This window comes from Arthrobacter sp. 9MFCol3.1 (genome assembly GCF_000620385.1).
Taxonomy (GTDB): Bacteria; Actinomycetota; Actinomycetes; order Actinomycetales; family Micrococcaceae; genus Arthrobacter.
The window spans coordinates 69,955-83,124 of the sequence record NZ_JIBJ01000008.1 but is presented as its reverse complement, the minus strand read 5'-3'; the positions used below and the strand labels follow the sequence as shown (position 1 = coordinate 83,124).

Here is a 13,170-nt window from a genome sequence, read left to right as displayed (position 1 = left end):
CTCACTCATCCAGTTTTGAACGAACCAGATTCGCGATGAAGTCAGAGGCCTGGTCCGCTGACCAAGCGGCGGGCAGCCGGAGCAGCCAGCAGGGAACGTCCTCCAGGGCCCGGCGCACCACGGCCGCCTTCTGGCCGAAGTGTTCCTCGAGGGGGACGAGGCTGGTGGCGCCGAGGGCCTCGACGAGGCGCCGCGAGACCATGGGCAGTTCCGAATGGAAGTTGCCGACGACCCGGGACGTCATCCATTCGGCGCTGCGTGCTTCCAGCCGCGCGTCCGCGCCGTCGAAGCGCTCGAGGAAAATGGCCAGCTGTGCCGGCGCCGCGGACGAGATCCGCTGCGCCCCGAAAACGTGCTCCGGCTGCACCATGCGGTGTTCGGGGGACCAGCGCCGGGTGAACGCGGCTGTTTTCGGATAGCGGACAATGACCGGATGGACCGCCGTGGCCAGATGGGCGACCGGCGTCGTCAGCCATCCGGGAGCCAGGGGCTTGCGCGTTCCCCGGAACATGTCCGGGTAGATGGCACGGTGGTGGGGCTTGATGAACATCGGTTTGGCGTAGCCCATGAGCATTCCGCCGGCGCCCATGAAGGCCCAGTCGTCGGCCATGAACCGCACGTCGGGCATGGCCACCAGCTTCGCCACCGTGCTGGTCTTTCCAACCCCACCCCAGGCCGGCAGGAGAACCCCGGAGCCGCGGAAGTCCACCACGGCGGCATGGATCATGGCAGTCTCCTCCTGGACACACAATCGGTCCAGCAGCGGAATCACGGAGGTCAGGAGCTCGCCGGCGCCTTCGATCCGGTACCCGTCCTTCGTTTCGATGATCTGCACGCGGTCCGCCGGAATATAGAGGGACTCCCCGGTGAACCGGTAGGCATCCTCCGCGTGCGACTGGCTGGAAATCGGCGATATCCTGGCGCCGATCGTGATCCGCCGCGGCGCGGTTGAGGTCCCCAGGAACGGGGCGAGCATGTCTCTCAGTTGCGGTTCCCCGGGCGTTCCCGCTTCAACGTCGATGCCCACGATCCCGTGGACATCGAAGGAGGCTCCGGCAGAGGCGCCAATGGGCTGTTTCACGTCGCGCTCAGGTTGGCTCATGATCCAAGCTTTCTGGGGTCGGGTTTCTGCGGTCGGGTGGTTCCCGGTGCAGGGCCTGCACCGGGCGGTGTACGGGGAGGGGCATTGCGCGGTTCATTTGACTTCCCGCCACGGCTCTTCCGGCGACACCGCGGCCGCTTTGGCCGGCGACGGCGCCGCAGGCAGGCGGCGGCCGCGCACGTAGCCGGTCGCGGTGGCCGCGAGCACGGCGATGATGGCCGCTGCCCGGACGAGCCCGGCGCGGTCCCCGCCGCCGAGCCAACCGCGGATTCCGGCAAACACCGCACGTGGCAGGACCTGCCGGACATAGCGCCGTTCGGGCCCGAGCGCCCGTTTGTGGCCGACCACCCTGCTGACCTGCGCCTTGGAAATCCCTTCGCCCCAGGAACGGGCAAGCATGTAGCGCAGGGTGCCGCGCTCGGCCGGGACGTGGTGGTGCACCAGGGCCGCGGGCTCATAGACCACCCGGGATCCGGGAGCTCCGATCACCGCGCGGATGCACAGTTCGGTCTCTTCGCAGCCCAGCGGGACGGCGTCCTGGCGGCCCAAGGCTGTGTTGAAACCGCCGACCCGTTCCAGGACATTGGCGCGGAAGGACATGTTCGCGCCAATGACGTTGCGGACCTCGGCAGCGACTTTGGGCATTCCCCGGTAGGTGCAGCCGACAATCCAGTCGAGCTCGTTGGCGAAGTGGCCCGGCCGTCCGGCTTCCCAGAGCGGTTCCACCCGGCCGCCGACCGCCAGAACGTCGGGATCGTCGTACATCGCCGCGAGCCGTTCGAGCCAGTCCGGTTCGGCTTCGGCATCGTCATCGAGGAAGGCCACGATCTCTGCCTTGGCGATGCCCGCTCCCGTGTTGCGGGCGCCGGAGAGACCCTTGGGCCCGGTGTTCTCGACAATTACGGCATCCGGGACAGTAAAGATCAGACGCTTGTACAAGTCCACGTTGTAGTCGACGACGACGATCGTCTGCTTGGGCGGGAAGGTCTGGGTGCGGACCGAGTCCAGGGCGCCGATCAGCCGGTCCCACCGGTCCTCCGAGTAGGAGCAAATGACCACGGATACTGCCGGAAGGCTGGAGTTCTCGGACATCCTATTCGCCCGCCCGTACGCCAAGGACGCTGCTGGGATCAGTGGGAACGTGTGGGAAGGCCTCGTTGGGGTATTTGTACTTGACCCGACGCAGGGCTTCGGGGCGGGCGCCGGCAGTCGGGGCCTCCCAGCTCACGCGCTCGCGGGCCAAGGTGCGGAGGACCCGCCAGCCGTCCCGGAACGTGTGCAGGTTTGACTGCCCGGAGATGCGGGACAGTTCATGGCTGGGAACCTCGGCAATGCGCAGGCCGGCCCTTGAGGCCCGCACAATCAGTTCAGTCTCGATCTCGAACCCGTCCGACTCCAGCTCCAGAATGTCAACGCATTCGCGGCGCAGGGCGATGTAGCCGTAGCAAAGGTCCGAGTAGTCGCTGTGGAGGACCGCGTTCGCGAGCCGGGTGAGCATCTTATTTCCGCCGCTGCGCAGCCATGTGAGATCGTCTGAGCCGCCGCCCGTCACATAGCGGGAGCCTTTGACGAAGTCGTATTCGTGCTGGAGCGGAGTCACCAGCCAGCCGATCTCCTGGGGGTCCATACTGCCGTCGCCGTCGAGCATGACGATGATGTCGCCGGAGGCCGCGGCGAATCCGGCGCGCACGGCGTTTCCTTTGCCAGGGCGGGGCTCTGCCACCACCACGACGTCCAGGCGCAAGGCCCGGGCCACTTCTACTGTGCCGTCCAGGGAACGGCCGTCAACAATTACCACCTCATCCACATAAGAGGGCATCCGCCGCAGCACCCACGGCAGGTTCAATGCCTCGTTCAAAGTGGGGATCACCACGCTGACCGAGGGATTTGCCGGCGGGGGCGTCGTTTGGGGGCGCACGTTCGGTTTGAGATTCGGGATGGACACTGGCCTCACCACTCAATGACGTAATTCTGCTCGTCGCAACTGCAGCGCTTCCCGACTCCTCCGACCGGAAAATAGACCCAATGCTCACGCTGTTCGGTCGTCGACAACTTAGTGATATACCCCAGGCCTTAAGTTTGGTTTCATCACCTTGCATTAACCTTGGATTAACTTGAAAGTTCAACCAAAAATGATGCAAAACTGTTGATGGACCGTTGCCTCCATGCGACACTGGCCGGATGCGGACACCCGTCATATGGGGGCGCGTGCCGGCAGGACGCCGGCGTCCCCCCACCTTCCGGTTCCTGGCGGTTCCCGCCATGGTCCTGGGCCCGGTCCTGGCCCTGGCCGCGTGCGGCTCGGATGCCGCTCCACGGGGCGAGCGGCCGCTGTTCACGTCCGTCTCGGCATCGCCGGCGGCCCCGCCGGCCGACGCCGGAACAGGGGCCCAGCCCGGGTTCCAGTCGGTGGCGCCGACTGAGCCGCCGGCGGGTGGCGCCGCCCCTGCCACCTCTGCCACCCCTGCCACCCGTGCGCCGGAGAGCGCGCCGGCGTCCCGGCCCGCCCGGACATCGGCACCGCCTCCGGACCGGACCACCGCCACTGCGATGTCGGGGGATCTGCCCGGATGGAGGAACGTCTTCGTGGAGGACTTCTCCGGCGGCGACGTCCCCCTGGGCTCCTTTCCCGGGCCGCTCTACCGGGACCGGTGGAGTGCCGGATATAAGGACGGAACACCGGATACGGACGGACAGGTCAGCGGCGGAAAATCGGGCTACTACCCCTCGAAAGTCCTGAGCGTTAAGAACGGCGTCCTGGACTGGTTCATGCATTCGGAAAACGGTGTCTTCATGGGTGCCGCGCCCACTCCCAAATTCCCGAATGCCAGCAAGAATCCCCCGAGGGCCAACAGCATGCTGTACGGCCGCTACTCAGTCCGGTACAGGGGAGATGCCATGCCTGGCTTCAAGACGGCGTGGCTCCTGTGGCCGGATAGTGGCATCTGGCCGCGGGACGGGGAGATAGATTTCCCCGAAGGCGATCTCGGAGCAATCCTGACGGCGGCTGCCCACTTCATGTCCTTGAATCCAAAGAGCTTTGAACAGTTCTTTTCCAATAAAGTCTCCACAGACTGGCATGTGGCCACGACGGAGTGGACCCCCGGGCGCGTTGAGTTCTTCATTGACGGACGATCCATCGGCGCGAGCACAACGGACGTGCCCTCGACGCCCATGCATTTCATCCTGCAGACCGAATCCTGCCTGCCCCTGTGTCCGGCTCCGGAAACCCAGGGCCACGTCTACCTGGACTGGGTCAGCATCTGGGTGCCGGCCTGAGCCCTCGTGGCGCGTCTGGCGGCTTACCGGCGGAGGGTAAAGGAATCCGAGAAGCTGTAGCCGTCGGCGGGAATGAACCGGGCGGCCAGTTCATCCGTCGTCGCCGTGACATCCAGGGTCCCAAAAGCCGGGTCCTGGTTCTTTCCGGATGTACTGGCGAAGTAACGCATCTCCGGGTCCTCGGATCTGACATTGTAGAGTCCGACGCCGCCAACGCCGACGGTGGCGAACACCGTCCCCGTGCCCTGGGCCATGGTGCCATCGGTATCGGCCAGGCACCCGGAGGTGAAGGTCGCGGGAACGAGTTCCGTGCAGCCTCCCCCCGTGGCCAGTTGATGCGTCCGCTGATAGACGTGGTCGTGGCCGGACAGGACCAGGTCCACCTGCTTTTCGATCAGCATGTTCGTGAAGTCCTGCCCCGCCTGGCAGTCGTAGTTGCCGACGCTCAGGCACGGGGTATGCATGCCCACCACCGTCCAGGGGATGTTCTGCGATTTGGCCTCGTCAATGGCGTCCGCGGTCCAGCGCCAGCGTTCGCTGCCCCGTGAGTAGTCCAGCGGCTCTCCGCCCCGGAAGTCGATGCCGGGGGAAACCATGATGAAGCGGACCACCGGATTCTGCTCGGGGACATCCAGGCGCCATTGGACGCCGTATTCGCCCTGGAGGCCGGGCATCTTGTTGGGCAGGCACTGGACGTATTTCTCGATGTCGCCATCCCGGCCATCACTCTCGTGGTTCCCGGTCACCAACTGGTACGGGAAGTTCTCGCCGAGACGGGCGGTGACCATGTCGCAGAACTCCTGTTCGAGTCCGGCCTTGTACGCGAAGTCGCCCAGGGCGAGGTTCAGGTGGGGTTTGAGGCCGGCAATGGCGTCGAGCACTTTCTTGGCGCCCGAGCCGATGCCGATGTCACCCTGGGCGGTGAAGTGCACGGGCTCGCCTGCCGACGGCGCGGCAGACGACGACGGCGGCGCGGTGGACGGCGGTGGGGACGACGGTGCGGGGGACGACGGCGTGCCGGAGCTCGGGCGAGGTGAGGGTTCCGGCGGCCCGGGCTGGCAGGCGGAAAGCAGCAGACCCAGGCTCAGCAAGCAAGCGCCGATACCCGCCTTGCCACGTTTCCCCAGGGACCCGGCCACGATTCCTCACATCATTGGGTTGATCAGGACTGTGCGAATAGTTCCGCGAAATTCGGTGATTGCCCGGCATTTATAGGCCAGAGTAACCCGGCCGTGGAGCGAAGGCCAGAGAACGCGTCGGCCCCGGTTGGCTGGATCCGCCGTCGGAAATCCCGACGCCGCCGGCCGGCGTGGCCGCTGGCGTGCCGCGTGCCGCGTGTCCCGCGTCAGGGCCGGTGGGACCTAGCCCGGGACGTGCTTCCTCGTTAGCATGCAAAGTGGGGAATACCCCGACCGCCCCGGCGGGACAGGCCCGCCACTGCTCGAAGGAGACCGTTGTGACTCTGCCCGAAGGTTTGACCCCCGGAGTGTGGACACTGGACATGTCCCACAGCGAAATCGGCTTCAGCGTCCGGCACGCGGGCATCAGCAAGGTCCGCGGCCGGTTCAACGAGGCCTCCGCCGAGGCGAGGGTGCGCGAGTCACTGGCGGACGCAAGCCTGCACGCCACGGTCAAGACCGCCAGCTTCGATTCGGGCGACGCCAACCGCGATGGCCATGTCCGCGGCCCGGACTTCTTCGACGTTGAGCAGTTCCCCGACATGACTTTTCGGGCCACCGGGATCCGGGGCGACGGGGAGGACTATGTGCTGACCGGCGAGCTCACCATCCGTGGCGTCACCAAGCCCGTGGAGCTCGAAGTCGAATACACCGGCGTGGCGGTGGACCCCTTCGGCGCCACGCGGGCCGGATTCAGTGCCGAGGCGGACATCAGCCGGAAGGAGTTCGGCCTGACGTGGAACGCCGCCCTCGAAGCGGGCGGCCTGCTGGTCAGCGACAAGGTCAAGATCAACGTTGAGGCCGCCATGGTCAAGCAGACCGATACCTAAGCGCCGAAACGGGGTGCCCAATCCGGGGCCGGGCACCCCTCACCCCGTCTCGGGGGAACCTCTCCGGGGCCGGGCGCGCAAGTCAGGGATTTTTCCGGGTCAGCCGCTGATCCGAATGTCACTCCTACGGGCGAGAATGAATCCATGAAGACACTCCTGAACATCATCTGGCTGCTCTTCGGCGGCCTGTGGCTGGCCCTTGGATATTTTCTGGCCGGTGTCGTCTGCTGCCTGCTGGTCGTCACCATCCCGTGGGGCCTGGCCTCGTTCCGCATCGCGTCCTATGCCTTGTGGCCCTTCGGCCGCATGGTGGTGGACAAGCCCGGTGGAAACGGCATATTTACCCTGGTGGGAAACGTCATCTGGCTGCTTGTGGCGGGCCTCTGGATCGCGATCGCGCACGTCGTCACGGCCTTCGCCATGGCCATCACGATTATCGGCATCCCGCTGGCGATCGCCAACCTCAAGCTCATCCCCATCTCGCTGATGCCGCTCGGCAAGCAGATCATCCCGAGCAACACCCCGTATGTGACCGCCTACAGCCCCGGCCGGCGCTAGGCGCCGGCAGCGCCAGCGCGGCCAGCGGGCAGGGGGCGCTTCGCCTGTCAGTTTAAGCAATCCGAGGGAGAGGACCATGAGCCAACCGGCATCCGGCGACACGGACCTCATGCTGGTCATTGTCCGCGAGTTCAGGGCCCCCATCCAGGGCGTGTGGTCGGCGTTGACGGACCCGGACCAGGCTCCGCAGTGGTGGGGTCCGCGCGGCTTCCATGTCCCGCGTGAGAGCGTCGACACGGACCTCGAAGTCGGCGGCCTGTACCGTGCCTGCATGATCCAGGACAGTACCGGGCAGCAATTCTGGTGGAGCGGGGTGCATACCGATGTTGAACCGCCGCACCTGTTGATGTTCACCCATGCCTGGGACAGGCCGGACGGCACCCGCGGCTACGAGACCGAGGTGACGATCGGGTTGGAGGAGATCGACGGCGGCACGCAGATGACCTTCACCCAGGGGCCGTTCGACTCCGCGGCCAGCCGCGACCGCCATGGCGAAGGGTGGCGCGAGTCGTTCGACCGGCTGGCGAATCACCTCAGCGTGGCCGCCTGAGCCCCCGGCTGCCGGGAGGCGGCCCGGACGCCGCTCACGCGAGTTCGCCCTGCAGGTTCCGGCGGGCGGCGTCCAGCCACAGTGTCCGGCCGCGGCCGGTGTGGAAGAGCGGATCAAGCTGCAGCAGCTGGCGGACGACGGCGGCGCGGCCGGCGGCGAAGTCGGCGTCGCCGATGTGGGCGAAATCTTCCCTGACGGCGGCGAGGTAGCGGGCGTAGGCCTCGGGTGCCCCGCCGAGGACGGAGAGGTCGGCGTCGCTGAGCAGGGCGCCGTCGTCGTCTCCGGGCTCCGGACAGTGGTCCGCGGTCAGCAGCACCAGGCGCACCACTTCGTCCACCTCGGCGGCCGGGAGGCCGGCGTGCCGGAGCCGGTCTTCGGCCAGCCGCGCCGACTCTTCCTCGTCCTGGCCTGCCACGCCGCGGTAGACGGCGTCGTGGAACCAGGCGGCCAGCAGCACGGTGCGGGGCGGATCGGCCGGATCGCAAAGCAGGTCCAGGGCCTCCAGCACCGCCAGCAGATGGGTGCGGCCGTGGTATTTCCGGTGTTCCTCGCCCCAGCGGTCCAGCAGGTCCAGGAAGAGGGCGTCGTGGCCTGGCAACGCCTCGTTCCAGCGGTTCAGGAGCGGGACCCGGAGGGCCTTGCCGCGGCGGCGGGCCGGGATCCGCAACCCGCTGGCGATCAATTTTCGGACGAGGACCCGGCCCTCCACAGGGATGGCGCCGGCTGCCACCAGGGTCTCGTACCGGGCCTCGGCGACGTCGTAGTGGTCGCCGTCGAACGCTCGCCCGGGGATTCCGGCGGCCGCGGCGAAGGCGTGCAGTTCGGCGAGCGACGTGTCCGAGACGAGGTGGGAAAAGCGGGTTCCGTGGGCAGGCCAGAGCGGCGGATCGACGTAGACGGCCATGGTGGCAGTCTAACCCCGACCGCGGGCGCGCGGCCCAGACTGCCGGCGCCCGCGCGGGCACCGGCGCGCGCCCGGGCGCGGGCCGCCGTCGGGAGTCCGCCGTCGCCGGGCGCGCGCCGCCGTCGGGAGTCCGCCGTCGGGAGTCCGCCGCCGTCGGGTCATGCCGCGACGGGAGTCCGCCGCCGGTCATACCGCGACGGCGGGGCGGATGTTCTGGTTGCCGCGGAAAACGTTCCCGGGATCAAACTCGCGTTTCACCTGTGCCAGCCGGTCGTAGTTTTCGTCGCCGTAGGCCGCGCGGATCCGGGCTTGGCCTTCGTCGCCGATGAAGTTCAGCCAGACGCCTCCGGTCGCGTAGGGGGATATGTCCTGGCGGAAGCGTTTGACCCATGCCTTCGCATCCTGCCCGCCCTGGGGCGTGTCGCCCAGGCCGAACGGGTGGCTCACCCAACTGGCGGTCCGGTTCAGCAGCGGGGTGGCCGCGGCGGCCGGCCCGCTCACCGCCCCGCCCCAATGGGCGATCAGTTGCTGGGAGCTTGGTCCCGGAAGATTCCGGGCCGAGTCGATGATGACGTCCAGGGCGTCGTCGGAGAGTTCGTCGTGATAGTCGGCGCTCCAGTAGTTGTACTTACCCGGCGGGTCGTCCAGGGAGCACTGGAAGTCTGCGTAGCCGGTATCTTCCACCAGGTCCACAACAGGGCCCAGTTCCCGGTATGCCTTGGCATGTTCTTTGCCTTCCTCGGCATCCCCGGCGAAGACATACACGACGTACACCGCCATCTTGCCCACCATGTCCGCGGGCACGAAGGGCTCCGCCGGTGCAATCCCGTAGATGAGGGTGGCGGACTCTTCGTTGGGAGCCGCGACGGCCAGGTCCCGGTACCCGCGGCTGAGTTCCGGCGCTGCGTCCCCCGGCCACATCAGCACCCCGGCATGCACCTTTGGCCCCAGCTGGTGCAGGCCGAACGTAAAGGAGGTGGCGACGCCGAAGTTCCCGCCGCCCCCGTGCAGGGCCCAGAAGAGTTCGGGATTCTCCTGGGCGCTGGCCGTCACCTGCTCGCCGGCGGCCGTGACCAGATCCACGGAGACGAGGTCGTCGCAGGCGAACCCGAAGGCGCGCTCGAGCCAGCCGGACCCGCCCCCGAGCGTGAAACCGGCGAGACCCGTTGTGGAGACCCGCCCGCCCGTGATGGCGAGGCCGTATTCCTGGGTGGCGCGGTCAAACTCGCCGCAGGTGAGGCCAGCGCCCACCGTGGCAGTGCGGGCCTCCGGGTCCACCCGGACGGACTTCATCGGACGAACATCGATCACAAGGCCGCCGTCGTTCATGGACATGCCGGCCACGGAATGGCCGCCGGCCCGGACGGCGACTTCGAGGCCATGTGTCCGTGCGTACGCCAACGCCTCGGCGACCCCCTTCGGATCGGCGCACGGGGCAATGACGGCCGGATGGCGGTCGATCATCGCGTTGAAGAGTCGTCGTGTTTCGTCGTATTCCGGGTGACCCGGCCTGACCCACTTCATGGCAGTGCTCCCTCGGTGACCGCGGCTCCGCCCCACTTTTCGAGCTTACGACTGGGCGGCAGTTGTGGCTACGGTTCGTTGCTTGGCCAGCCACACACTATTGATGCCGTGATTGATGCCCGTGATTGTTGCCCGTGGCGTCGCGGCCAGCCGTCCGGGGACCGGGGGTCCTGGTGCGGGCGGCGGCGCGGACCGGGCCGTGTTAGCCGCGGGCGGCGCGGACCGGGTGCTGGCTGACGATGGAAACCCGGTTGAACGCGTTCATCGTGATCGCCAGCCAGCTGACGGCGGAAAATTCTTCGGCCGTCAGGTGCCGCCTGGCCTGTGCGCCTTCGCGGTCGCGGGTCGGGGCGTCAGAGATTGTGGTGATGGCCTCGGCCAGCATCAGGGCTGCGCGTTCCTTTTCGGAGAACAGAGTAGTGTCGCGCCACGCGGGGAGGACGGCAAGGCGCTGGGCCGACTCGCCGTTCTTGACGGCATCGCCCACGTGCATGTCCAGGCAATAGGCGCAGCCGTTGATCTGCGAAATGCGGACGTTGAGCAGCTCGATCAGCGTGTCGTCCAGCCCGGCTTCGGCGGCGGCTTCCTTCGCTTTCAGGCCCAGACCGTTGAGTGCGCGCCAGGCAGCGGGGTGCGCTTTGTCAAGGAAGATACTCCGGTGCTCGGGATTCTGCGGTGCCGTCGTCTCATTCATGGATTCCACAATACCGATGGGCTTCGGCACGGCCCGGAGTGGCGTGTGACAATCTTGTCAAACCTGTGACAAGCTTTGGGGGTGGGAGTGTTTGGTTCGGTGGCCGGCTCCTTGGGGGACCCGGCCGCCGGACCACTCCTTCCGAACCAAGCCTTTTGGGCCGCTCCTTACGGGCCGGGTGCATACGCGCCGGGCCTTACGAGCCGGGCCCCGGTTCGCCCCGCCGAGCCCCGCCAAGCCGGGCTTCACGGAGCTGCCCTGCACCAGTTCATCCCCACCGGGGGACATGTCCAGTTGTTAGCCAACAGTGCGGGCCTGAGGAGGGCATGTCCCGTCGTCGCGTCCGACAGTGAGGGACATGTCCAGTCTTCAAGTCCGTGGATGGGCACAAGGGGGGTATGTCCACTGGTGCGGGCCGGGGGAGGGCATGTCCGGTGGTCAGGCGTGGCAGCGAGGGACATGTCCAGTTCTTAGCCAACCGTGCGCGGGCCGGGGGAGGGCATGTCCGGTGGTCAGGCGTGGCAGTGAGGGACATGTCCCGTGGTCTCACGGGTAGGCAGGAGCAGCAGGGCGAGTCGCCGAAGCCGCTCGGGCCAGTTCGGACCCCGCCGCGTGCATGGCTGCCGGATCGCCCGCCACGATGATCCGTGCAAAGCCCTCTGCGTAGTCGCCGAGGTCCGGATCCACCGATCCCACTACCGCGTACACCGGTTTGGTGCCGGCGCGGGCCAGGATGGCACCGATGATCTTCCCTTGGCCGGTCTGGGAATCCAGCCGGCCCTCGCCGACCACCACGGCGCTGCTGGCGTCCAGTTGCGCGTCGAAGCCCAGCAAATCCAGGACGTAGTCCGCCCCTGACACCAGGCGGGCGCCGTAGCGGGCCCACATTCCGCCGGAGAAGCCGCCGGCCGCCCCGGTGCGGTCCACCAGGCGGGGATCCCGGCCGAAGTCCCGGACAAACAATTCCGCGAGCAGCTCGAGTCTGCGCGTCAGCAGCTCGACGGCGGCCGGCCCGGCACCCTTCTGCGGCCCGAACACGCGTGCGGCGTCGGAAAAACGCGTCGTGACATCGCTCAGGATCACCAGCTCGGCGCCGCGGAGCCCGCCGTGTTCCACGATCGCGGCGATGGCGCCGGCCCCGCCGTCGGTAGTGGCCGAGCCCCCTGCCGCCACCACGATGCGGCGTGCGCCTTGCCGGGCGGCCTCCGCAATCAGGACGCCGGTGCCGTACGTGGTGGCCGCGAAGGGGTCCCGGCCGCCGTCGGAGGGCAGGTTAAGGCCGCTCGCGGCGGCCAGTTCCACGACGGCGGTCCCGTCGGCGGTCAGCCCGATCGCCGCGTCGACGGGTTCGCCCCAAGGCCCGATCGTGGTGACCCGGACGGGCCGGGCGTCCAGCCCGCGGGCCAGGGCCTCGAAGGTGCCCTCGCCGCCGTCGGCCACGGGCAGCTCGCTGGCCGACCCGCCGGCGGATCGGATGCCGGCCGCGATGTGCCCGGCCACCTCGGCAGCCGTGAAGGTGCCCTTAAAACTGTCCGGGGCCACCAGGATGCTCATCGGCTCAGAACCCCACGTTTTCCCGGCCCTTGAGCTGCAGCATCTGCCGCGCCTCGTCGGGGGTGGCGACCTCAAAGTTGAGGGCTTCCAGGATGGTGCGGATCCGGGTGACCTGTTCGGCGTTGGACGCGGCGAGCTGGCCGGGACCGATCCACAGGGAATCCTCCAGGCCCACCCGGACGTGGGAGCCCATGGCGGCGCCGATGGTGGCGAGCGGCATCTGGTTCTTGCCCGCGCCCAGGATGGACCACTCGTAGTGCTCGCCGAGCAGTCGGTCCGCCGTGCGGCGCATGTGCATGAGGTCCTCGGGGTGTGCGCCGATGCCGCCGAGCAGGCCGAACACCGACTGCACGAACAGCGGGCCCCGGGCCAGGCCCCGGCCATGGAAGTGGGCGAGGTTGTTCAGGTGCGAGATGTCGTAGCACTCGAACTCGAAGCGGGTGCCGTTCTGGTTGCCGATGCCCAGGATGGTCTCGATGTCCTGGAAGGTGTTCTTGAAGACGAGGTCGCGGCTCTTTTCGAGCCCTTCGCGCTCCCAGTCGTGGCCGAACTCGGTGAAGCGGTCCAGCATGGGGTACAGCCCGAAGTTCATCGAGCCCATGTTCAGTGAGGCAAGCTCCGGTTTGAACAGGGCCGCCGGCTGCATCCGCTCCTCGACGCTCATGTGCGGCGAGCCGCCAGTGGTGATGTTGATGACGGCGTCGGTGTTGCGCTTGAGTTTGTCCAGGATCGGGGCGAAGTGCTCCGGGTCCTGGGAGGGGCGGCCGTCCTTGGGGTCGCGGGCGTGCATGTGTACGATCGCGGCGCCTGCCTCGGCGGCGCCGATCGCGGCGTCGGCGATCTCGTCGGGGGAGACGGGCAGGTGCGGGGACATGGACGGGGTGTGGATGGCGCCGGTGACGGCGCTGGTGATGATGACCTTGCGGGCAGCAGCCATGGGAATGTCTCCTTGGTGGGGCAGGGTGGGTGCGGGGCGGGGCGGCCGCTTGGGGCGGAC

Annotated in this window: 13 protein-coding genes; 4 read left to right on the top strand and 9 right to left on the bottom strand. The window is 67.7% G+C overall.

The window, feature by feature from the left end; translation table 11 throughout:
* Position 1: 1 nt before the first annotated feature.
* From C560_RS0110200 to C560_RS0110190, 3 genes are all read right to left on the bottom strand, one after another.
* Positions 2 to 1,102: a hypothetical protein gene (locus C560_RS0110200; RefSeq protein ID WP_018774132.1), complete on the bottom strand. Its 1,101-nt coding sequence runs from the start codon at positions 1,100 to 1,102 to the stop codon at positions 2 to 4.
* A gap of 93 nt (positions 1,103 to 1,195) precedes the next feature.
* Positions 1,196 to 2,194 (bottom strand): glycosyltransferase family 2 protein, encoded by a 999-nt coding sequence (locus tag C560_RS0110195; protein ID WP_026538138.1) that lies wholly within the window; start codon positions 2,192 to 2,194, stop codon positions 1,196 to 1,198.
* Between the two features lies 1 nt (position 2,195).
* Complete coding sequence (locus C560_RS0110190; RefSeq protein WP_231494311.1) at positions 2,196 to 3,047, bottom strand: glycosyltransferase family 2 protein; 852 nt, start codon at positions 3,045 to 3,047, stop codon at positions 2,196 to 2,198.
* A 263-nt stretch (positions 3,048 to 3,310) separates the two neighbouring features.
* Between C560_RS0110190 and C560_RS0110185 the strand changes: the two genes are divergently transcribed.
* Positions 3,311 to 4,381: a glycoside hydrolase family 16 protein gene (locus C560_RS0110185; RefSeq protein WP_231494310.1), complete on the top strand. Its 1,071-nt coding sequence runs from the start codon at positions 3,311 to 3,313 to the stop codon at positions 4,379 to 4,381.
* 23 nt (positions 4,382 to 4,404) lie between these two features.
* Here C560_RS0110185 and C560_RS0110180 read toward each other — a convergent pair whose 3' ends face one another.
* Entirely contained in the window at positions 4,405 to 5,313 is a 909-nt protein-coding gene (locus C560_RS0110180; protein ID WP_026538135.1) for a metallophosphoesterase, read from the bottom strand.
* Positions 5,314 to 5,837: 524 nt separating this feature from the next.
* Here C560_RS0110180 and C560_RS0110175 point away from each other — a divergent pair.
* The 3 genes from C560_RS0110175 (at position 5,838) to C560_RS0110165 (ending at position 7,497) form a co-directional block, all read left to right on the top strand.
* On the top strand, positions 5,838 to 6,389 hold the full coding sequence (locus C560_RS0110175; RefSeq protein ID WP_026538134.1) for a YceI family protein: 552 nt from the start codon (positions 5,838 to 5,840) through the stop codon (positions 6,387 to 6,389).
* A gap of 144 nt (positions 6,390 to 6,533) precedes the next feature.
* Positions 6,534 to 6,947 (top strand): YccF domain-containing protein, encoded by a 414-nt coding sequence (locus tag C560_RS0110170; RefSeq protein ID WP_026538133.1) that lies wholly within the window; start codon positions 6,534 to 6,536, stop codon positions 6,945 to 6,947.
* Between the two features lie 76 nt (positions 6,948 to 7,023).
* Complete coding sequence (locus C560_RS0110165) at positions 7,024 to 7,497, top strand: SRPBCC family protein (RefSeq protein WP_026538132.1); 474 nt, start codon at positions 7,024 to 7,026, stop codon at positions 7,495 to 7,497.
* A gap of 34 nt (positions 7,498 to 7,531) precedes the next feature.
* Here C560_RS0110165 and C560_RS0110160 read toward each other — a convergent pair whose 3' ends face one another.
* From C560_RS0110160 to C560_RS0110140, 5 genes are all read right to left on the bottom strand, one after another.
* Positions 7,532 to 8,401, bottom strand: a complete 870-nt coding sequence (locus C560_RS0110160) for a DUF4031 domain-containing protein (RefSeq protein ID WP_026538131.1) — start codon at positions 8,399 to 8,401, stop codon at positions 7,532 to 7,534.
* 186 nt (positions 8,402 to 8,587) lie between these two features.
* Entirely contained in the window at positions 8,588 to 9,925 is a 1,338-nt protein-coding gene (locus C560_RS0110155) for an FAD-binding oxidoreductase (protein ID WP_026538130.1), read from the bottom strand.
* A gap of 202 nt (positions 9,926 to 10,127) precedes the next feature.
* Positions 10,128 to 10,619 carry a carboxymuconolactone decarboxylase family protein gene (locus tag C560_RS0110150; protein ID WP_026538129.1) on the bottom strand — a complete coding sequence of 164 codons (492 nt, stop codon included), beginning with the start codon at positions 10,617 to 10,619 and terminating at the stop codon, positions 10,128 to 10,130.
* A gap of 546 nt (positions 10,620 to 11,165) precedes the next feature.
* On the bottom strand, positions 11,166 to 12,173 hold the full coding sequence (locus C560_RS21525) for a glycerate kinase (RefSeq protein WP_043422915.1): 1,008 nt from the start codon (positions 12,171 to 12,173) through the stop codon (positions 11,166 to 11,168).
* A gap of 4 nt (positions 12,174 to 12,177) precedes the next feature.
* Complete coding sequence (locus tag C560_RS0110140) at positions 12,178 to 13,110, bottom strand: 3-keto-5-aminohexanoate cleavage protein (RefSeq protein WP_018774144.1); 933 nt, start codon at positions 13,108 to 13,110, stop codon at positions 12,178 to 12,180.
* Positions 13,111 to 13,170: the final 60 nt, after the last annotated feature.